The following is a 20,966-nucleotide window of genomic DNA, read 5'->3' as shown; positions in this document are numbered from 1 at the left end:
GCGCTCCACGACGTAATCCACGGCCTTCTGCGCCTCTGACGCAGCGCGGAAAATCGCGCGGCTGTCTTCCTTCATCGCCTCAAGCCATCCTTCGACATAGGCCGCGCTCTGATCGAATTCAGGCTCCACTCCGATCTGCGCGCAAAGCATGCAGTTGCCAATTTCCGCGACCAGCTCCTCGAACGCGTAGGCCTTGCGGTCATTGAACCTACTCAAGCGGTCCAGCCGCTTTGTCGCCCCTGTCCAGTGGGTCAGCTCGTGCGCCAAGGTGCCGTAATATCCTGCGGCCCGGTGAAACGTGCCAATCGGCGGCATGTGGATGCGGTCGGTCTTGATGTTGTAGTAGGCGCGCGGCTCCTCGGTCACGTCGATCTGCGCGCCGGTCGCGGCAAAGAACGCCTCCAGCTCGGGATCGGCCACGGTGCCAAGATCACGGGGTGGATCGGGCAGGATGTAGTACTCGGCGGGCAAGCCCTCGATCTGGTCGGCGTTGAACACACGGTAGGCCTTGGCATAGGGGATCTGACGTTCCTCGCCGTTCTCGTCCTCGCGCTCGACGGTGCCGTATTTCACAACGGTTGCAGATTTTTCGCCCTTACGGACATGGCCCCCAAGCTGCTTGGCCTGATTGAACGTCATCCACCGGGCTGAGCTGTAGTCTTTCGCCATCGCTGTTGCCCAAAGCATCAGGATGTTGATGCCCCGATAAGCCTCGCCGTTGAACCGTTCCGGCAAGCTGACCCCTGTCCCTCCGCCTGTCCACGGCTTGCGCCAGGGCGGAGTCCCCGCCTCGATCTGCGCGATGATCTGATTTGTGACATGGGAATAAACGTCAAACTTCTCTGCGGTCATTTGTGACCCTCCTTCGCGTGACGCGGGCCGGGTCTCTTCCCCTTTCCGCCAATGGGCGGGCCTTCCTTCTCTGTTGTCTGGAATGCCCATGCATTCCGGACGGCAGAGCAGGTAAGGGCAAAGCCCGTCCTGCGGCCCGGCGGGGCCGTGACAACCGGGTGGAGGGCGTGAATTTGGGAGGGAACCGCGCGCCTGCGCGTGGGAGGAACCGGAATTCTCGACCGGAACCGACGCCAAAGGCGGCGCTTGCCGGTTTTCTCGGACCTGCCGGGATGGCAGGCGGATCAACAGGATATGGAAGCTGTCAGGGTTGGGGTGAGCGGACGCTATTCCGTCGATCCCCTGCCCTGGCTACCACTCAAAGCGAGACCGGCAACTAGCCGGGATCACTGAACTCTATCAGCTTTACAGGCGTGCACCGAAGTGAAAGGCAGCCATAATCTTTTCAAAGTCTTAGGTTATTGTTCTGGGATAGGAGTTTCAAATGACAGCCGACGCACTAGGGCCAGACAACGCATTTTGGATCGATGGCGAATGGCTTGGTTGGGATAGCATTATTGACCCAGAAGAAACCAAATACAGCCGCCTCGCTGAACTTGAGCGCGAGGCTGAACTACGCCTGAAGTACCCAAACGCAGACCCAACTCTGGTTCCGTACTTTCAGGACCTGCTGACGCTTGCAGAGGCCTATTTCCGCGATACTGGGCAGCACCTCAACGTCTACGGCGACATTGGTGAGCTTTTCGGTGCGATCATGTATGGAATCAAACTTCACAAGAACCATGCCCAAGGCTCCGATGGTAGATTGGGAAACGACTTCGTTGAAATCAAAACAATCTCGCCGATCAACAGCAAAGAAAAGACCAGCGTGCGTCTCGACAGGCATTTCAATAAGTTGCTCGTCGTAAAGATTGACGATGACTTTGAAGTTTCGGGACGTCTCATAAAGCGGGCCAACTTGCCAAAAAGAGTGGGCAACAATCTCCGGCTGTCATGGGCAAACATGCCTGAAGCCAACTGATCTCAAACTGCTTACCTCTCCAATAATATACTATTGAGTGCATTGCTGAATTCCACCACACTGAGACAGTCTCTCCTTTCTCAGTTTATGCGATGAACCAAACGACTGAACTCGAACTCAACGTGACCACCGAACAAGGCCTTCGGGCGCTTGCCGAAGAGGGCCACACCGTCGAAGTGCTGTGCAAAGCCGATCCTGAACGAAAGGGTCCAAGCTGGTACGGCCTGTGGATCATGCAAACGGTCGGAAACGATGGGAAGGAGAAAATCCTTGTCACAGCCAGGACGCGCGTGACACAGAATGCGATCAGAGTGCGCGAATTCAAGACGGCCACCGGCGTGATTTCGTTTCTGGTCGGTGTCGGCTTCTCTCAGGCGAGCATTCCCATGAAGAACGGGGAAACGACCTCACATCGCCTCGTTAATGACTGAGGCCTGGATCACGGTCGATATCCCGATCTTTCTCGACCTCCTGATCCTTCTCCTGTTCGCGCTCGTCTTCGCCTTCCAGCCGCTCACGCGGCTTGTTCAACACGTCTTTGAGCCGCTCGTTCACTGACGGCTTGCGGTCCTCGCGCCCAGTATCACCTGCAAGCTCAGATTCGCTGTGACCGTCCAGCTTGTGAACCGCCGCCTGACCATCGCGCCCGGCGTCCTTCTCCATGATCTCTTTCAGGCGCTCCCGCGCATAATTGCGGCCTTCCGACTTGGGCGTGTCGTCCTGGTCCGGTGACCGGCCCACAACGCGCGCCAGCCGCTCCCGGAAATCCTCCGGGGTGCGGTCGCGATCTTTTGCCGTCGCGGCCCTGAGCGCTGCCAGACCAGCAGAGACACGACCCTGCCCAGCCTCACGCTCGATGCCATAGGTCTCGCGCGCCAGTTCCAGCCGTGCGCGCATTTCGCGGAACGCGGCACGAGCCTGGCGGGCGGCATGGACGACAGCGCCACGTTCGGTGACGGGTTTGTATTCCCGTCCCTGGCGCTCGGCCATCGCCTTTGCCCGCCGCTCCATAGAATTGGCCGCCGGTCCCAGCTTCAGCTCAGGGTCGCGGTCCAGCTCCTCTGCCGTCAGCTCGTCACCCCGTTCCAGCGCCGCCTCGCGCTGCGCCTCAAGCGACCGGTGATCGACACGCTCCACCTCCCCTGCCCGCTCCAGCGCGCGGTTCTGCAACTCGGCCCAGAGGCCGCGCATCTGCTCGATCTCGACGCCGCCGGTTTTCGCGGAATCGAGCACTCGGGTTTTGGCCGTGAAGCCCTCCGCTTCCAGCTTGCGGGTGGAGGTCAGGACGTGGGCGTGATGGTTTCGCTGATCGCCTTCCCGGTGCGGCGCGTGGATCGCCACATCGACGGCCACGCCGTAGCGGCTGACCAGCTCTTGGGCGAAGTCGCGGGTGATCTGAGACCGGGCCTCGGCGCTGATCTCGGAGGGCAGGGCCAGCTCCCACTCGCGGGCGGTGACGGAGTTGCGGCGGGTCTCGCTGGCCTCGACTTCGTTCCAGAGGCGGGACCGATCCGTAGCCCAGTCCGGGGCGTCCTTCGGGGTCAGGATGAAGGTCTCTTCGATGCCCTGCTTGCGGGTGTAGTCGTGGACGCGGCCTTCACGCTGGCACTCGATGCGCTCCCCGACACGGTAGGCCGCAGCTGCCGTGGCAGAGCGCCCGGCGCTGCGTTTGATCGTCTTCACAGAGAGGTGGTAGCTCGCCATGCGCCCTCCTCTCTCAAAGGCGATAGTTGCCGCCGTGGCAGAGCGCCCAACTCTTGGCTCGTGACAAGAGCTGAGGTGTTGGTGCAGAGTGGGGATGAAGCCCAACCTCTTCTGGTTCCCTTGGGAAAGGGCTTCGTCCTCCCTGTTGGGCGTAAGACGGTGGTTTTGGAGATCAGTGATCCAAGACCGCCGCAGCTTTGCGCAACCGTCTTTTCCCCGGAGGCCCGCGCCCCAAATCGCAGTGCGCGTTCGCACCGCTGGGGCTGGAGGGGAAAAGACAGCCCGTCCGAAGCGAGCCTCTGGCTCTCCGAGGCGCGGGCTTGCCAGTGATCTGCCCCCAAATCCCCAGCCTTGTGGGGGGCGGGATATGGGGACAAATCACTGACGGTTTGCCGGGGGCAAACCCGGTTCGTGTCGGCACCATGAGGTCCGACGACACGAACCTCCCGCAAGGGAGACGCTAGCGGCAGACCGGCCCCCATCGTGGGGCATCGGGCGATACGCTGACGCGACATTGCGGGACGCGATCCAACTGCCAAAGTTGGCCCTGGAGAGTTTGAGAGGCCGGGAGGGCCTTTCATTCCGGCGCGCATCGCGTCGGACGGAGTTCGCCATCGGCTGAGGCCCTGCCTCAAGGAGATCGCACGCAAATCTTGGAACCGAAGGTGGAGAGTTTGCATAAGTGCGCCCTTGTCCTTTACAGGCCTACGGGTAAGCGCTATCGCTGGTTGTGGCAAGCCTAACCTTTACACCTGCCCTCTTTGAAGTGGATTCCCGAATTGGCCGAGACTGAGCTTGAACGTGCCGAGAAACGCTACGCCCAGGCCAAGGCCCGGCTGCAGGCTCTGAAGAACCGGGAAGCCACCAGACAGCGCAAGCTGGATACACGCCGCAAGGTGATCCTGGGCGGGGCGCTCATGGACCTGGCGGAACGGGATTCCAATGCTGCGGCCATGCTCGACCGGCTGATCCGGAACCTCTCCCGTGAACAGGACCGCAAGGCCTTTGCAGAGTGGGACGCCCCCTCCCCTGCCCCTACCGATGATGGCGCGTCCTGATGCGGAGCGTGATGCTCGTCTTCGGGGGTCTGTTCCGGTTCTTCGGGCGGCTGATCTTCACGCCCATCCTTTTGGGCTGGATGATCGGCGCTGTGCTGTTCGGGGCGATGCTCGGCTCACTGGTGGCCACGCCGTTCATCTTCGCCTTCTTTGATCAGACGCCGGGCGAAAGTGCCTGGCAATGGCTGGTCTTTGGTCCCTTCATGTTTGTGGGCGCTGTATTCGGATTTCAGTACTGGCGCATGGCTTCCGGGGCCGATGCCTATTTCGGGCTGACCGGGGACAGCCACGGCTCGGCCCGGTTTGCGAACCGCAAAGAGCTGAAGAAGCTGGAGCGGGGCAAAGGGCAAGAAGATGCCGGTCTTCTGATCGGACGCAATCCGCACACAGGACGGCTGCTGCACTATGACGGCCCGGCCCATCTGATCACCCTCGCCCCGACCCGCGCCGGGAAAGGCGTCGGCACCGTGATCCCGAACCTGCTGGCGGCGGAACGCTCGGTTCTGGTGATCGACCCCAAGGGCGAGAACGCGCGGATCGCGGGCGAGGCGCGGCGACGGTTCGGAACGGTCCATGTCCTCGATCCCTTTGAGGTCAGCGGTCATCCTTCGGCTTGCTACAACCCGCTCGACCGGCTGACGCCGAACAGCCTCGATCTGGGTGAGGATGCCGCCTCCCTGACAGAAGCGCTTGTGATGGACCCGCCGGGACAGGTGACGGAAGCGCACTGGAACGAAGAAGCCAAGGCCATCCTCGGCGGGCTGATCATGTTCTGTGTCTGCCACGAGGATCGCGACCGCCGGTCCCTCGCCACCGTCCGGGAATATCTCACCCTGCCCCCGGAAAAGCTTCGGGCGCTGCTGGAGCTGATGCAGGACAGCGACGAGGCAGGCGGGCTGATTGCCCGCGCCGCCAACCGTTTCCTCGGCAAGGCAGATCGGGAAGCTGCCTCGGTCCTGTCGAACGCGCAGCGCCACACCCATTTCCTGGACAGCCCCCGGATCGCGAAGTGCCTGGCGCGGTCAGACTTCGCCTTTTCCGATCTGCGCCACCGGATCACCTCGGTGTTCCTTGTGCTGCCACCCAACCGGATGGACGCATACAGCCGCTGGCTGCGTCTCCTCGTCTCTCAGGCCCTTCAGGACATCGCACGGGACGCTGAACGGCCTCAGGGCGCGTCAGAGGGCCATTCTGAGCGCCTCAAGGCCCCCGCCCTCTTTCTCCTCGATGAATTCGCGGCCCTGGGCCGTCTGGAGGCCTTAGAGCGCGCCATGGGGCTGATGGCAGGCTACGGGCTTCAACTCTGGCCGATCCTGCAGGACACGAGCCAGCTCAAGGACCTCTACGGCGACCGTGCTGGCACCTTCATCGCCAATGCCGGGGTTCAACAGGTCTTCGGGGTGAATGACTTCGAGACGGCCAAGTGGCTGAGCCAGAGGATCGGCCAGGAAACTGCCGGGTTCCAGAACGACAGTTTCAAACAGGGAGATGGCCCCAGCTTCTCGAACAACCTCACAGGTCGCGACCTGCTGACCCCTGATGAAATCATGCAGCTCCCCTCGGAACGCCAGCTCCTGCGCATCCAGGGGCAGGCCACCGCCATTGCGCAAAAGCTGCGTTACTACGCCGATCCTGAATTCTCCGGGCTGTTCACGCCAGACGCCCGATAATCCGAAAGCAATCCGCCATGTCCGACACGCCCGCCTCCCCTGCCCCGCTCTCAGATGACGATCTGCGCGAGACGCTCGATCTTCTCGCTACGGCAGTCGCCAGCATCTCGGATCGGGTGGATGATCAGACACGGGTGCTCGACCGCGTAAACAAGACGGCGACGGAAGCACGTTCTGCCGCCTTCGCCGCTCAAAAGCAAACCGACCCGGAACACTATGGCGAGGTTGTCGGCGCAACCATTGATGGCAGGATCGGCGATACCCTCACCCGCGTTGGCCAGATGGCCGGTGATCTGCTCCGGGCCTCCAACCACACTCAGGAGGTTCTCAGGAAAGCTGAGGATGCCAGATCGGACATCATGCGTCAGCTTTGGGAACGGGAGCAAAAGCTGGTTCGCTTCAAAACCCGTCTTCCTTGGTTTGGTCTGGGTGCTGTCGTTCTGGCTCTTATCCTGACGGTGACGCTTCCTCGTTTCTTAGCAAGCAACGCTTCCATGTGCGCTGTCCTCGGAGCGTCCTGGACTACGACAACCACGGGTGTCGATGCTTGTGTGTTCTACCAACGGTGAGCGGTGAAGCGCTAATGGTGGTTGGCTCTGTTTGAGATGCTGGGTGTTATATAGGTGTTAGAATCTGTGTTACGGGCCTGAAAGTTTTGCGTAGATGCTTGAAAAGAAATAAATTTTCTAGCCGCGTGGTAACTGATAACACGAATCCCGGTAACTGAAATCCCGCTTCTGGTAACTGATAACACGAATCTTGACTGCGGTAACTAAAACCACGAATGTCGCCTCATGGTAACTGATAACACGAATGCCCTCGCCCCGCTCCTGCCGGATCGCCATCCGCAGCATGATCTGTTCATCTGTGATGTGGCTGACGCTGTCCTGAAGGACGTGATGCAACATATGGAGCATCCGTTTTATTCCCTCTCAAAGAAGCCTGAGACGACGGTCAAGCGCTACGAGAATGGCGATAAGTGGCTTCAGATTACGCCGAGCGTGAAGGGTCTGGCGACGATCTACGACAAGGACATTCTGATCTACTGCATCAGTCAGATCATGGCGAAGCTGAAGGAAGGCGAAGCCGTTTCGCCCCGTGTCCGCATCAACTCCAGAGAGCTGCTGATCTTCACCAACCGCGGCACAAGTGGCCGGGAGTATCAGTCCCTGCTTGATGCCCTTGATCGCCTCGAAGGGACGCGGATCAGGACAAACATCGTCACTGGCGATGAAGAGCAAGTCGATGGTTTTGGTCTGATCGATGCGTCGTCGATCAGGCGAAAACATGGCCTCGATGGCCGTCTTCTCTGGTGTGAAGTGAAGCTGTCAGACTGGGTTTTCAACGCAATCCGAAACGAAGAGGTACTGACCCTCCACCGGGATTACTTCCGCCTGCGCAAGCCCATTGAAAGACGGGTGTACGAGATCGCCCGGAAGCATTGCGGGCAGCAGAAAACCTGGCGCATCACGTTGGCTAAGTTGCTGCTTAAGACCGGGTCGCAAAGCCCCCAGAAGCGCTTTCGGCAGATGATCCGTCAGCTCGCAGAGCATGACCATTTGCCGGATTACCACGTAACCTTTGAGGATGAAGCCGACATGGTGGTGTTCACCAATCGCGGCACGATGTCTCCCGCCCAGCTTGTTGAAGGCAGTATTCCACCGCTGCAGCCCGACACCTACGAAGAAGCGCGCCATGCAGCGCCGGGTTGGGACGTTCGTTTCCTGGAGCGTGAGTGGCGCGACTGGTGTGTTGAGCCGCCCCGCAACGCTGACCGCGCTTTCATTGGGTTCTGTCGAAAGTGGTTTGAGAAGCGAGGTAGGCCCTGAGATTAAAAACCGGTAACGGAAATAAAACCGGTAAAGGAATGATTTCCGGTGTTGGATTTAATTCCGGTATGAGATATAAATCCGGTAACAAAAAAGTGGCAGGATCGAGCAATGCCCGTCATCGTTATGGCAAGCCCCAAAGGTGGGGTTGGAAAATCGACATGCGCCGTTCTTCTGGCGTCTGAGTTCGCCCGCATGGGCGCGGATGTCACGGTGCTTGACTGTGACCCGAACAAGTCTCTTACCCGGTGGGCATCTCATGGCGCACCTTCCGGTGTGACCTTGAAGAGCGATGTTGGCCGTTCAGAGATCGTTCCGACCATCCGGAGCGCAGATGGTGACGGCAAGATCGTCATTGTGGACCTCGAAGGGGTTGCCTCTCAGCTCGTCAGTCGCGCCATCTCCCAGGCGGATTTGGGGATTGTCCCGATGCAGCCGACAGCGCTGGACGCGGAGATCGGGTCCGAAGCGTTGGCGTTGGTTCGCGAAGAGGAAGAAGCGCTTGGGCGGTCAATCCGTCATGCTGTGGTGCTGACCAAGACCAGCGCAGCCGTCAAAAGCCGCGTCCAAAAGGAGTTGGAAGAACAGCTCAGTGGGGCAGGGATCGATGTGATCGAGCCGTCCCTGGTCGCGCGCGCAGCGTTCTCGGAACTGTTCGCCTATGGGGGCGATCTGACAGCGATGATGAATGACCCGGAGATGGTCACAGGCGGCAAGGTAGATAAGGCGTTGGCAAACGCTCAGGCATTCACGGAGGCGGTTTATGAGCGGCTCAAATAGGCTTGCGGGGCTGAAAGCCCGTCCGAAAGGGACGACCGTTGAAGAAGTCCGGCGCGTAGATGAAGTTGGCGAAGCGAGAGGCTTTCTGGATCGAACCCCACGAAAGAAGCCGGGCCGCAAACCAAGCCCGCGCACGTACCAGTTACATCCCAAAGTGCTGCCGGAAGTTGGTGAAGCAATAGCTTCTGAGGCTGAAGCGCTTGGGATCACACAGGGACAACTCATAGAGCGGATGTGGTCTGCCTATCGTGGCTAGCCGTACTCGCCACTCATATTTTCCCTAAATGTTCTTGCCTTTAGGGAATCTTAACGTCAGAGTGTCAGAAAAATTCCCAGATAAAGACAGAGCGGAACTGACCTGACATGACAGAATTTGAGATGCTGCTGACGCAGAGCGGCTGGTCGATGCCTGAAGCCGCCAAAGCTCTGGGATATTCCGAAGGCCATCTCTACCGCTGGAAGCGGGGTGAGGAAGTGCCGCGCGAAGCTGTAATGAAGCTGCTTCGGATGGAAGTGCGTTCAAGGCAACGCCATGACAGCAACGCATCATTCTCTTTCATTGATCTCTTTGCGGGGATCGGTGGCTTGCGAAGAGCCATGGAAGGGGCAGGGGGCCGTTGTGTCTTCACATCGGAATGGGACCGTTTCGCCCAGCAGACCTATCATGCCAACTTCCCGGACAATCGCCCAATCGCGGGAGATATCCGTGAGGTAGACCCAGAGGATATCCCGGATCACGATGTTCTTGTGGCCGGTTTCCCGTGCCAGCCATTCTCGATCGCTGGTGTATCCAAGAAGAACGCGCTTGGACGCGCACACGGCTTCCTCGATGAAACCCAGGGTACGTTGTTTTTCGACGTGCTGCGCATCCTGATGCACCACCGCCCGGCAGCTTTCATGCTGGAGAACGTCAAGAACCTGAAGAGCCATGACAAGGGTCGGACGTTTGAGGTGATCCGGCGCGCTCTGACCGAGGAGCTGGGGTACACTTTGCATACCCAGATCATCGACGCGGCCAACTTCGTGCCACAGCACCGGGAACGGATCGTTATGGTTGGCTTCCGGGAAGCCACGGACTTCAGCTTTGAAGAGCTGAATCTGCCCGGACGGCAGGGCAGGGGGATGCGGGATATCCTGCACCCAGAGGACGGGACAGAGGCCCCTGAGGGACATTACACGGTCGGGCTGGATGCGAAGGTCAGCGACAAATACACGCTCACGGACAAGCTCTGGACGTACCTGCAGGACTATGCAGCCAAGCATCGGGCCAAAGGCAACGGGTTTGGGTTTGGCCTCGTTGATGGCAACAGCATCGCGAGAACGTTGTCGGCGCGCTATTACAAGGATGGCTCAGAAATCCTGGTCAGTCGCGGTGAAGGCAGGAACCCTCGCCGCCTGACGCCTCGTGAATGCGCAAGGCTGATGGGATTTGATGACAGTTTCAGGATTCCGGTTTCGGATACCCAGGCCTACAAGCAGTTTGGGAATTCTGTTGCCGTGCCGGTCTTTGCGGAAGTCGCCCGGCTGATGCAGCCGCACGTCCTGAAGCTGATGGATCAGCCCCGGCTGCAAAAGGTTGGCTGACGTTCATTCTGCCGACGCGCGCCGCCGCAACATGGCGGCGATCCGGGGGAAGGACACGAAGCCGGAGCTGATGATCCGGCGCGGGCTGCACGCCAAAGGATTTCGCTACAGATTACAGGGCAGGGGCCTTCCCGGCAGACCTGACCTTGTTCTGCCAAAACATCACGCCGTGATCTTCGTGCATGGCTGTTTCTGGCACCGGCATCATTGCCCTTTGTTCCGTTGGCCGCAAACCCGGCAGGAGTTCTGGCGTGACAAGATCAACGGCAATGCCCGGCGTGATGCTGAGGCTCTCAGCCGCCTTCTCGATGCAGGCTGGAGAGTGGGCATCGTATGGGAATGTGCTCTCAAAGGGCGCGGCAAGCGGACTTTGCCTGAAGTGATTGACTCCCTTTCTCTCTGGCTATCCTCTGACACAAAGCAGTTTTGTGTTGAAGGCCAATGGATTGACTGACCCTGTTGTTCGCATTCTCGATCAGATGACAGCTCATGGAGCGACGCGTTTCTACGCAAAGCAGCTCGCTCCGAATGATAATTCCAAGAACCAGGTTTATCTCGGCGGCGGGTTTGGCGCGCTTAACATCATTCCGCATGGTGAGATCGAAGAGGACGGCAGTCAGGTCGCAGGGTCTGTGCGGGATCGTGCAAAAGCGCCGGTGGATTTTTGGTGGATGGACGAACAAGGCATAGCACCTGCGCCGGATGCTCAACTGATCCTCTACCCCAAGTACCCTGAAGTGCGCATGTCCGGCTTTCTGCGCGGCGCTGCGCGCGCGCCAGCGCCGCTGATGCGGTCACGTGATGAAGGGCGGGTGCTGTTCTTCGGGGTATGCCCGGACGGGCGGGTTATCGGCCATGTTGTCGGCAGAGAGACACCGGAAGCGGCGTCTCTGACTGAGAAAGTGGGCACGCTGGAAACCTCAGGGGTCTTCCTTAATCTGCAATCGCTTCGGCAGAAGGGAACAAGCTCCCGCCAGATGCTGCTCGATGCCCTGCGGCGCATCCACGCCAAAGGCTGGGTGCCGTCACAGAAGATGGGCAAGAACGGCGTGGCTGCCCCTTACAACGCCCGGAATGGCGGGGGATACACCCTGGAGGCGGAACTTGGCATCTCGCCCAACGGGTATGCTGAACCGGACTATCTGGGCTGGGAGGTCAAACAGTACGGTGTGCGGGATTTGGTGAAGTATCTCGCGAAAAGCCCGGTCACGCTGATGACGCCGGAACCGACCGGCGGGGTGTATCGGGATGATGGTGTCGAGGCTTTCTTGCGCCGGTATGGCTACCCCGACAAATCAGGCAAGGAAGGCCGGATAAACTTCGGCGGCGTCTATGCCAGTGGTCGGGATTTCCACACTGATACAGGTCTGAAACTGGTCCTGGAGGGGTTCGACCCCGATAAGGGCAAGATCACGGATGTGGATGGGCAGATCGCGCTGATCGACCGGGAAGACAGGGTTGCCGCCTCGTGGGGCTTCAAAGGCGTGATTGGTCACTGGAACCGGAAACATGCAAAGGCTGTCTATGTACCGTCCCTGATGCGCGCGCCACCGCCCGAATATTCCTACGGGGCGCGGGTTGAGCTGTGCGAAGGAACCGACGTGCTGCTTCTGTTGCAGGCATTGGCTTCAGGCTCTGTGTACTATGATCCTGGAATAAAGATGGAGAGAGCGGATACACTGTCTCCGGCAATCAAGCGTCGGAGCCAGTTCAGAGTGAAACACAACAACCTCAGCGGGCTGTATCAAACCAGCGAGAGAGAGCGCCTGGTTTGAGGTGATCCGAGGGCAAACAACTAAAACTCGGCCATGCAACTTTGCATGTAGATGTAAGGTACGACATCATAGATTCTGGGATTTTGGTCCACCGGGTGAACCTCATGGACTAAAACAGAGACCTATAAAGACGGTTACTATTGGATGCAAATATCTGATCTAAAAAGGAATAGATGTTAAAGTCCCCTATACTTCTGTGAAGTGTATCTAGATATGATTGGTGGGAGATCGCATTTTTTCGGCATGATCGACTGAAATTTTGCGAAAGGACCGCTGATATGCCTTCTGATGACGTTCTCTCTTCCTTGCTGGATGCGCCCCCAACAATTCTCGCCCTGCTGCTCGGCATTGCCGCCGTAGGGGTAGCCGGTCTTGCCCTGCATGTTGTCCTGCGCGCCATCACAAAGGAGCGCGGCGAATGAATATGCGAAAATGGGTAGAGCTCCCGTCCGCATGGATTGAGGAAGGTGGCCTGTCGCGTTTCAAGTGGCGCGCGGAAACAGGAGCCTCGGAAACAGCCGCACTGATGGTGCTGATGGCAATCGCACATCGCGCTGATCTCACTGACGGGCTTGCGCGGACAACCTATGACGAGCTGACCACCGCAACGGGCATCAGCCGTACCAAGGTTTCCTATGGCCTCGATTTGCTGGAAGCGCGCAAACTGGTGGTGAGGGAAGCTCATTGCCGCAGCACATACCAGCTCACCAACTACGGTGAAGGTCATGTCTGGGCCGCGTTGCCCGCAAAGCCACTCTATGATCGTTCCGGCGAGATGCCGATGTTTGACGATTTCTATCTGCGCAAGGCGGCAGAGCTGGATGCACTGAAAATCTCCCTCACCCTCGCGGCCCGCCGCGACACGTCGCAGAACGTCACGCGGAGCACCTACGATCAGATCGCTAGTTATGCCGGCATCCATCTGCGGAAGATCAAGAAGGCGCTTGGAGTTCTCAACATCAATGGTCTTGTCACGGTCGAAAGCTATGAGCGTATGGATGGGCTGCCTGGCGCATCACATGGATATCGGCTGGCTCATCTTTTCCCGCGCCTCCATGCGGGAACAACGGGGCGCGCAACGCGGGGGCAGGGAGACGATTCAAGGAACTACGAATAATGCAGCCGTCGATGCAACAAACTAGAATACGAAACAGAGTTTATCACGGAGATTTACGTTGAAGAGAAAAATGGCGGCTTTGGTTTTGGGCAACGCGGACTATCCAGCAGGTGATGAGCTAGACAATCCGGTCAACGACGCCGAGGATATATGTGCAAAGCTCCAGTCATATGATTTTGAAGTGATTCTTGGCACGGATTGCTCCAATGCAGATATGGAGAAGAAACTTAAGAAATTCAGAAAACTGCTAGAAACCCATGATGTCGGGATGTTTTTTTTCGCCGGTCATGGAATGCAAATTGATGGCAGCAACTATCTGCTTGCCGTAGACACCGACGGATCGTCTGAAATTGATGCGAAACACAGCTCCTTGTCTTTAGATAAGGTGGTTGACGTAATGGCAAAATCGAATGCCTCAACGAAAATCATCGTCCTAGATGCGTGCCGAAACAACCCATGGGAAAGAGCTTGGCACAGGGATGTTTCCATGCGCGGACTGGCATCGGTCTATGCTCCAAAGGGCACGATCATTGGCTTTGCAACGTCACCCGGCGAACTCGCGTCAGATGGAACCGGACGGAATGGCACTTATACCGAAGCCCTCTTACAGCACATTGATGCAGAGGACTGCCCGGTTGAGACGATGTTCAAGCGGGTGAGGAACACGGTTGCTGCCGCCACAAAGGGAAAACAGACCACGTGGGAACACACCTCCCTTGCTGGGGAGTTTTACTTCAACATTGGGATCGACAAGCTCGTTGAAGAGTACGATGAGACAGCACTCGCTGACGGCCTGTTCGGCCTTGACACTTCGAAATTGTCTCATGACATCATCAAAGATTTGAAGAGCTATAATTGGTATGTACAGAATCCAGCGCTTCTGAAACTTGATGAAAAAAGCGTAAAAAGGATGAGCCTGAACAACCTGTTTGTTCTAGGCAGAAACATATATCAGGCAGCTTGTGGGTCATCCGGCGCAGCGGACGTCTTTATTGAAGATTTTGTAGCGCGCACTGCAAAGTTCCAGACAAAAAAGCGCAAGGCGCTGCTGGACGGCATGCTGTTCGAAATTTTCTTTGATTCAACTGGACATCTTCGCCCCAAGATCAAAGGCGGCTACTTCGATGAGGTGTTTGACCTGCAAAAAGTCCCGGCGTTGAAGGCCAGTTTCGATTTCATTGCAGACACTCTTGCGGCTGCGGGTGCCAACTTCATTGAACTTCCAGGTCGGGGGCATGAACTCAACGTCACCGTCTCCACAAAGAAAGAGAAGAAAGGATATCTTGTTGAGGCTGTGTTTGTCGGAGGAAAGGATTTATTGCAGCCTCCAGAAGCCGATTGGGATGACCTCGATGGCATCCCCTCCTATTCAAAAACCGTCATAGAACGGCTGAATGGAAACTTGTCTCAGCAACTTGTTGTCCCTCAACGCCTGCTCAATGTGACTTACACTCCAGCAACCGTTGGTGAAGATGATGTACTGCTGATCCCACGGGGGTGGACCATTAAACAAACCTGACGGCCTAGTTGGAACGTGCCGATGCCCTAATGGCTCGCTGAAGGGTACTTCGATTCACGCCTAGTATCTCGGCCATCCCGGAAACTGTCTCGCGCTTCGTCTCAATGGCAGCCTTCGCATGAGCGATTTGAGCGCCTGTGAGTGCAGGGGGCCTGCCCAAGCGTTTTCCGCGCTTCTTCGCTGCGCGCAAACCGGCCTTGGTCCTCTCCTGGATCAGATCGCGCTCGAACTCGGCCAGCGCGCCCATGATATGAAACACCAGCCGCCCGCCTGCGGTCGTCGTGTCGATCCCGTCTGTCAGGCTGCGAAACTCGATGCGGCGATCCCCGAACAACTTCAGCAGGTGGATCAGATCGGCAATAGACCGGCCTACACGATCCAGCTTCCAGACCACCAGCAAGTCGCCTGCGCCTAGCAACTCCATTGCCTCGGCAAACCCGGCTCGGCTTTCGGCTGCCGTCGCACCGCTTTGCGCCTGATCGGTGATGATACGGTCACATCCGGCCTCGGTCAGCGCCTCGATCTGTAGATCAAGGTTCTGTTCCTCTGTGGACACTCTTGCGTAGCCAATTTTCATAGACTCTTTTTGCACTAGGTTTTTGCACCAGTCCAGCTTGTGGAAAATCAGACACTTGGCAGCGCGCTATCCACTGCCGCAAAAAGGGTCCTTTTTGCAGCAAAATGGGCTGGCCACAAACCTGCCAGAACCGCACCGGTTTTGCCGGGTAGTTCTGGCTGCGCTAGGTCACTGATCCTGCGAGGTATGGGGCAGGGGGGCAGAATCCACCGATTTAGGTGAAAAACTCGACCTACTACATCTTGTGTTTGACCTGAGTGAGGTTTTTCAACCCGCTGTAATCGCGGTCAAAGGCAGTATTTTTGAATGTATCTGATTGCTGTTGTTGCGGTCCTCAGCACGGAACCATTTTGGCAAGACGTTTTAGGTTCTGGGCGGTGGCGGCGAGGAGGAATTCTTCGTTTGCTCCTTTGAGGCCTCGGAGCCGGAGGCGCTTGAAGCCGAGATGTCGTTTCAGATGGGCAAACAACATCTCCACCTTCTTTCGTCGTCGTCGGCTCTCGTCATAGGCTGCTGTGTTGCGCAGATCGCGGACCGTCTGGCGGGCCTCTTCGTCCAGGTGTCGCGTGACGGTTCGGAACGACGCATCGGTGCAGGCCTTCTTGATCGGACATGCGCCGCAAGTGTCTTTCCCGGCGGAATAGCTTTTGATCCGGTCTGCCTGCTTGATCCGGCGCAGCGGCATTTCATGGCCTTCAAGGCATGTGTAGCTGTCGCGCTCCGGGTCGTATTGGAAATGGCTGAGGTCGTATTTGCCCTTGGTCTGATGCTGGCGATCCAGCACCGGCACATGCGGTGTGACTTCGCGCTTCAGGAGCCAAGCAAGGAACGGGCCGGTGCCGTATGATCCATCTGCCGCCACCCTGTCGGGATAAAAGTCGAGACGGTCCCTGCTGCGGTCGAGCATCTTCTTGGCCGCAACAATCTCTTGGCTGAGCCGGGCGGGTGTGGCCTCGACATCGACGATGATGCCGTGATCCGTGTCCACCAGGTAATTGGTCTCGTAGCTGAACCGGCCAGGGCCGTCCTTCAGCGACCATGCCGCCTCCGGATCGGTCTCCGAGATATACTTGGGCGGCTTCTTTCTCGGGCCGGATTGCGCTGCCCCATCGGCGTCAGCCAGTTTTGCCAGATAGTCGGCAACCGGGCGCTGCACTTGGTCCTTTCGAGACCAGATTTTCTGAACCACCTCCGGCGCATCCTTGCGGTCCCGGTTCGCGTCCGCCTCGATGGTGCTGCCGTCGATGGCCGCGTCCGTGCCGCCGACGATCCCGAAGCCTATGCACTTTTCCACGACGCTCTCGAAGAGGCGACGCAAGACATCGCCATCGGCAAAGCGCCCGTGGCGGTTCTTGGAAAAGGTCGAACGGTCCGGCACGCGGCCTTCCAGCCCAAGCTTGCAAAACCACCGGTAGGCAAGGTTGAGATGTACCTCCTCGACCAACCGCCGCTCCGACCGGATGCCGTAGAGATAACCGATCAGCAGCATCCTGAGCATCAGCTCGGGATCGACGGACGGGCGACCTGTGTGGCTGTAGAGTGCCGCCAGCTCCGTGCGGATCACGCCGAAATCGAGGAGCCAGTCGATCCGACGCAAAAGGTGGTCCTGCGGGACATGATCCTCGATCCGAAACCGGTAAAACAGGTTATCCTGCGTCTCCAGTCATCCCATCATCGCCTGACCCTCCTTGCCGATATGGCAAGTGAATCAGTCGGTTCGGCCTCGATCAAGGCTGGAGTTTTTCACCAGCATCGACCGCTTTTGCCTTCGAGTTTATAGCACGCGGCTTCTGTCCAAGACGAATGATGGACGCAGGTTAAAGAGTTTCTTAAGCTCTATGGTTTAGCCTTCGCCTCAAAGCAAAATGAGTCGAAAGGATAGAATATGGATAGCCTCTTCACCTTGGTGCTGATGCTCGTTGCAATCACAGTCTTCAGTATTATGCTGCTTGCAGTCTTCGGACTTCCTGCCACCTTCGCCGGGACACTTTCCGCTCTTTGCATTGGCTGCGTCACAGCAGCGCTGCGCTTCTGGCCTTCAAAGAACAAGGACTAAGCGCTGAAGTCTGATGCCACCGGGCGAATGCTCTTGGTGAGGCACCTGACCCACTGACGGGTCTGCGTACTTATAAACGTCAACAGGCTACGGGCGCTGTAGCTTCGCAAGTCGGAGGTCAATAATGCAAGAGTTACGAGTATTTGTTCTTGGGCGTATGGTGCCCGAAGGAGCCTTTTCGGGTGACAGTTATCGGTACGTAAGGCGGACAAAGACAGTCCAAATAGCAAGCATCGTTGAAGGCGCGGCAAAGGCGCTTCACGCAGATGAGAAAATCGATAGTACCGATAAAATTCGGGTCCTTGCCCCAGAAGGCGATGATCGTACGAACATCGTACATTCTGTACTCAACCATGTTGAGGGTAGCGATCTGATAATTATTGATGTCAGCGATGAAAGCCCAAGTGTTATCTATGAACTCGGTTCTGTAAACGCGCTCGGCAAACCGTACATCCTCGTAACTGGAGAGAGCCTGCCATTCTATCTGCTTCAGAGCAGATCAATAATGAATTTTTCGTTCAAAGATGAATATGACCCTGGCGACCTTACGCACGTTGAGCTGCGGAATAGACTTCTTAGCAACTATACAAGTGAAGACGGAGTAGGGTTCAGCGAAAGCGTCTTTTCTTCCTATTTTCAAGGACTACCGATTGTTAACATTGCGGGTCCTGCAGGTATCGCGACAGGGTATCACGTAAACACACTGAATCGATTTGGGCGGCAAGGGGCTGGTTTTCTTCAGAAAGTTGTAAAAGTTGTAGAAGACGATGGCGGACAAGAACCAGTTGTAAGAGAGGGGAGGCTTTCGGCGCTTGTCGTCGTCATTCCCGATATTGTCAAAACCGATAACTACGGAAAGGCGAGAGTAGATTTGGAGGATGCCATGGCGGAGAAAGGGTTGCCGCTAATGTCGGCCTCTATTCTAGAAAAGAAGGATGGTGAGTATAACAATCTCGGATTTGGCGCAATGATGTTGCGTGAACATCCGGATATTGTAGTTGATATACCCCGTACGGTGTATCCACTATCTATGGTTCCTAGGATTCGAATAGCGCGGGAAAATGAACAGAGGTTTGGCGCTCCCGCTGGGCGTCGCCGTCAGCTGAGGCGACTGATGCGAGAATTTCGAGCAATTCTCGATTGGAATATGGCCAATGAGAGAGCGCAGAATGATGGCGCGTGGGGACAGATACATTTCGTAGAGCAAGCAGACGTAGCTGACTATATCCACAATTTAGTCAATGAGACATCAAGTTGAACGAGCAGGGGGCGGTCAAGCCGCCCCCTTCACCACTACAGTTTTCACTGCCAGGTCGCTGTTTGTGGTCCGGACTGTCTCTTCACCGTAGCACTAGCCGTAGGTGGGCACCGTTCAGTCTCTACACCTTCTCCCTCGCGGAAGCTTGGCTCGCGATCACCAGTTAAGGCTCTCCCGAATTTGATGCCAGAACCTACGCCGTTTCCAACGTAGGCGCCCTACCTCATTTAGCGTCGATAGATTGCTTCGTGTCAAGCCCGTTTCATGGTTGGTTAACGTCTGGCAGCAGGATCGGTTTGTTGTGTGCCGGGGCGAGGTGGAGTTAACCTACCCTTGCTAAAGCCTTTGATCTGTTGGTGGGTATGACATGGAAAAGAAATATAATTTCGACCTTTTGTGTAACGAAGGTGACGAAGCATACCTACGCTCTCAGTATCCTGACATAGCTGACAGAATAATTTGGCCTGAGCTGAGAGCCGCGTTTGAGGAACATGAGGAGTGTGCGAAGGCCACCAAGCGCGTATCCCGCCGCAGTTGCTTCGTCGGTATACTTCTCATCGTCCTTTCTCTTCTGATAACGCTTGTAGGGACGGCGGGGTTGTCTCGCACCTATCTGGAATCGAACCCGCAGCTTAGTGATTGGTTGGCAGGCACTGCAGCGATACTGCTCGTCCTAGGTTTATTCCTTGGCCGAGGTTTCGTCCTGAGCGCAAAGCGAGACGAATGGCTTGTTGCACGGCAGAAGGCAGAACGTCTGAGGCAGTTCTATTTTCAACTCATGGTAGTTCATGCCGATCTAGTCTGTACAGGTGGAGTACGCGCTGAAAAAAAATGGAATGAGGTTCGGCAGAAAGAGCTTGAACGAGTCCAGAACACTATTTCCGGAAACACGTATACGGAGCAAATTAAAGACGACCAGCGACTGGAGGAAACGTATCTAGTTGGTCATGAGCAAGTTATGGACGCTAGCCGACCGCGAACCTTGAACCAAAGCCTCTTTATTCAGTTCAAGGCATACTACCGCGAATTCCGGATCGATTGGCAAGAAGACTACGTCAATCTACAATTCAGGGAAGGCGCTGCACCGTTGCCAATTTTTGGCTCTCTATTCGAGCGCGAAAAGGCATCTAACCTAATAGAAAGTGTTGCAACGATAGGAATCGTATTTGTACAGGTTGGGGCTGTAATCAGCCAGCTAGTTGGCGGAGCAGCAAGCCCAGCGACGGAGGTTTTCGTCCTCGGGTCAAGTATTCTGGCAATTGTTATTGTTGGCCTTCATGCCTTTCGTGATGGAACAGCGGTGACGTCAGACCTTCTTCGCTACCGTCACTATCGCTCCCATTTGGAGTACGCTCGGCGTTTATTCGATGAAGCAGATCGGGCTGAGGAAACGGCCACTGTCCTTGAAGCTGCGCTTCGGGTAGAGGAAGCCGCGTACTTTGAGTTGCGCGAGTTCTTAATAGGGCACAGTAAGCTTAAGTTATCGCTCTGATTTGGGAGGCGTGAATGGCTAACGGGTGGACATACCAAAAGAGCGGGCTTGGTCTGCGTGAGGACGAGTTCTCATGGCAGGGCTCTGTTGAGAGCGATCCCCGTTTCTTCCTAAGGCGGTCCAAGGATGAACCTGAAAAGGTCACGGACCTTCTGTTTGGGGAGCTTTCGGACGATACCGCCGAGGCGATGCTTGCTGAGTTCTTGCGCCTCTCGGGTGGCATAAGAGGAAAGCGGCTTGTGTTCACCAGGATCAGCCGACGGGGCGATAGCCACGACGCCACGGTTGCTACCTTTGATCGTGTTGCAAGAGTTGGAACGAATGCCGTAGTTCTTTCAGGCTGGCTAGTTGACAACAGGTTTCTCGACCAAGACGGCAACCACTGGAACGCCGTACTAGAGCTTCGACGTGACGTAGTTTAAGGCGTGGGGCGGCTTGAACTTGGGTTTGTGGGACAGGGCACAACGGACCTTATTCGGGCAGGTCATGCCCGTCCGCGCGAAGCGCCGGGCCTGTCGGCGGGTGGCCTTCAGGTTATCTGCCGACAGGTCACCCTGAAACCACCATCACCTAGATCACACCAGAACGCAAAAGGCCCCCGCCTGCTGACGGGGGCCTCGATCATTGTGGCGGTGCGGGCTGTTACTCGGCGGCCATCCGGTCGGCCTGCGCGG

General features: G+C 57.0%; 21 protein-coding genes. 17 read left to right on the top strand and 4 right to left on the bottom strand.

The features are described 5' to 3' along the window. A partial coding sequence (locus ATO3_RS27440; RefSeq protein WP_088652938.1) for an ArdC family protein occupies positions 1 to 852 on the bottom strand: 852 nt, incomplete at its 3' end. A 484-nt stretch (positions 853 to 1,336) separates the two neighbouring features. Here ATO3_RS27440 and ATO3_RS27435 point away from each other — a divergent pair. Together ATO3_RS27435 and ATO3_RS27430 are read left to right on the top strand one after the other, a co-directional pair. Further along, entirely contained in the window at positions 1,337 to 1,873 is a 537-nt protein-coding gene (locus ATO3_RS27435) for a hypothetical protein (RefSeq protein ID WP_088652937.1), read from the top strand. Positions 1,874 to 1,965: 92 nt separating this feature from the next. Then, positions 1,966 to 2,304, top strand: coding sequence for a hypothetical protein (locus ATO3_RS27430; RefSeq protein WP_088652936.1), 339 nt, complete (start codon positions 1,966 to 1,968; stop codon positions 2,302 to 2,304). On the opposite strand, the gene mobQ is transcribed toward ATO3_RS27430, so the two are convergent. Continuing rightward, positions 2,294 to 3,577 (bottom strand): MobQ family relaxase, encoded by a 1,284-nt coding sequence (gene mobQ, locus ATO3_RS27425; RefSeq protein WP_088652935.1) that lies wholly within the window; start codon positions 3,575 to 3,577, stop codon positions 2,294 to 2,296. The genes ATO3_RS27430 and mobQ overlap by 11 nt on opposite strands. Before the next feature lie 779 nt (positions 3,578 to 4,356). On the opposite strand from mobQ, the gene ATO3_RS27420 reads away from it, so the two are divergent. The 11 genes from ATO3_RS27420 to ATO3_RS27370 all read left to right on the top strand — a co-directional run bounded on the left by ATO3_RS27420 (position 4,357) and on the right by ATO3_RS27370 (position 14,909). Next, positions 4,357 to 4,635 (top strand): hypothetical protein, encoded by a 279-nt coding sequence (locus tag ATO3_RS27420; protein WP_043147113.1) that lies wholly within the window; start codon positions 4,357 to 4,359, stop codon positions 4,633 to 4,635. Next, positions 4,635 to 6,305 carry a type IV secretory system conjugative DNA transfer family protein gene (locus tag ATO3_RS27415; protein ID WP_088652934.1) on the top strand — a complete coding sequence of 557 codons (1,671 nt, stop codon included), beginning with the start codon at positions 4,635 to 4,637 and terminating at the stop codon, positions 6,303 to 6,305. The genes ATO3_RS27420 and ATO3_RS27415 overlap by 1 nt, the downstream gene beginning before the upstream one ends. Positions 6,306 to 6,322: 17 nt before the next feature. Continuing rightward, the gene (locus ATO3_RS27410) at positions 6,323 to 6,874 is read left to right on the top strand and encodes a hypothetical protein (RefSeq protein WP_088652933.1); all 552 of its coding nucleotides are present in this window, start codon (positions 6,323 to 6,325) and stop codon (positions 6,872 to 6,874) included. Between the two features lie 225 nt (positions 6,875 to 7,099). Beyond that, positions 7,100 to 8,134 (top strand): replication initiator protein A, encoded by a 1,035-nt coding sequence (locus ATO3_RS27405; protein ID WP_088652932.1) that lies wholly within the window; start codon positions 7,100 to 7,102, stop codon positions 8,132 to 8,134. 111 nt (positions 8,135 to 8,245) lie between these two features. Then, entirely contained in the window at positions 8,246 to 8,914 is a 669-nt protein-coding gene (locus ATO3_RS27400; protein ID WP_088652931.1) for a ParA family protein, read from the top strand. Positions 8,915 to 9,277: 363 nt separating this feature from the next. Beyond that, positions 9,278 to 10,498, top strand: a complete 1,221-nt coding sequence (gene dcm, locus ATO3_RS27390; RefSeq protein WP_088652930.1) for a DNA (cytosine-5-)-methyltransferase — start codon at positions 9,278 to 9,280, stop codon at positions 10,496 to 10,498. Beyond that, entirely contained in the window at positions 10,491 to 10,952 is a 462-nt protein-coding gene (locus ATO3_RS27385; protein WP_088652929.1) for a very short patch repair endonuclease, read from the top strand. The genes dcm and ATO3_RS27385 overlap by 8 nt, the downstream gene beginning before the upstream one ends. Beyond that, positions 10,945 to 12,273 carry an MvaI/BcnI family restriction endonuclease gene (locus ATO3_RS27380; RefSeq protein ID WP_198963369.1) on the top strand — a complete coding sequence of 443 codons (1,329 nt, stop codon included), beginning with the start codon at positions 10,945 to 10,947 and terminating at the stop codon, positions 12,271 to 12,273. Before ATO3_RS27385 ends, ATO3_RS27380 begins: the two co-directional genes overlap by 8 nt. A 278-nt stretch (positions 12,274 to 12,551) precedes the next feature. Continuing rightward, positions 12,552 to 12,695, top strand: a complete 144-nt coding sequence (locus tag ATO3_RS28940; protein WP_158218083.1) for a hypothetical protein — start codon at positions 12,552 to 12,554, stop codon at positions 12,693 to 12,695. Then, positions 12,692 to 13,390, top strand: a complete 699-nt coding sequence (locus ATO3_RS27375; protein WP_233152350.1) for a MarR family transcriptional regulator — start codon at positions 12,692 to 12,694, stop codon at positions 13,388 to 13,390. The genes ATO3_RS28940 and ATO3_RS27375 overlap by 4 nt, the downstream gene beginning before the upstream one ends. A gap of 58 nt (positions 13,391 to 13,448) precedes the next feature. Further along, positions 13,449 to 14,909 (top strand): caspase family protein, encoded by a 1,461-nt coding sequence (locus ATO3_RS27370; RefSeq protein ID WP_198963368.1) that lies wholly within the window; start codon positions 13,449 to 13,451, stop codon positions 14,907 to 14,909. Positions 14,910 to 14,913: 4 nt separating this feature from the next. Here the strand turns inward: ATO3_RS27370 and ATO3_RS27365 are convergent, their stop codons facing one another. Both ATO3_RS27365 and ATO3_RS27360 read right to left on the bottom strand, forming a co-directional pair. Next, a complete protein-coding gene (locus tag ATO3_RS27365; protein ID WP_088652925.1) occupies positions 14,914 to 15,486 on the bottom strand; it encodes a recombinase family protein in 573 nt (190 codons plus the stop codon). A gap of 334 nt (positions 15,487 to 15,820) precedes the next feature. Continuing rightward, positions 15,821 to 17,149: an IS1182 family transposase gene (locus tag ATO3_RS27360; protein ID WP_233152351.1), complete on the bottom strand. Its 1,329-nt coding sequence runs from the start codon at positions 17,147 to 17,149 to the stop codon at positions 15,821 to 15,823. 222 nt (positions 17,150 to 17,371) lie between these two features. Here ATO3_RS27360 and ATO3_RS28935 point away from each other — a divergent pair, with 222 nt between their 5' ends. The 4 genes from ATO3_RS28935 (at position 17,372) to ATO3_RS27355 (ending at position 20,714) form a co-directional block, all read left to right on the top strand. Beyond that, the gene (locus tag ATO3_RS28935) at positions 17,372 to 17,542 is read left to right on the top strand and encodes a hypothetical protein (protein ID WP_158218082.1); all 171 of its coding nucleotides are present in this window, start codon (positions 17,372 to 17,374) and stop codon (positions 17,540 to 17,542) included. 124 nt (positions 17,543 to 17,666) lie between these two features. Then, the gene (locus ATO3_RS28690) at positions 17,667 to 18,800 is read left to right on the top strand and encodes an STING domain-containing protein (RefSeq protein WP_143747402.1); all 1,134 of its coding nucleotides are present in this window, start codon (positions 17,667 to 17,669) and stop codon (positions 18,798 to 18,800) included. Positions 18,801 to 19,167: 367 nt separating this feature from the next. Continuing rightward, a complete protein-coding gene (locus tag ATO3_RS28685) occupies positions 19,168 to 20,292 on the top strand; it encodes a hypothetical protein (RefSeq protein ID WP_143747401.1) in 1,125 nt (374 codons plus the stop codon). Between the two features lie 14 nt (positions 20,293 to 20,306). After that, positions 20,307 to 20,714, top strand: coding sequence for a hypothetical protein (locus tag ATO3_RS27355; RefSeq protein WP_088652924.1), 408 nt, complete (start codon positions 20,307 to 20,309; stop codon positions 20,712 to 20,714). The last annotated feature ends 252 nt before the right edge of the window (positions 20,715 to 20,966 follow it).

It is taken from the genome of Marinibacterium profundimaris (genome assembly GCF_002210095.1).
In the GTDB taxonomy this organism is placed as follows: domain Bacteria; phylum Pseudomonadota; class Alphaproteobacteria; order Rhodobacterales; family Rhodobacteraceae; genus Marinibacterium; species Marinibacterium profundimaris.
Note: the sequence above shows the minus strand (reverse complement) of the source record. Positions and strands in the feature narration are given on the sequence as shown.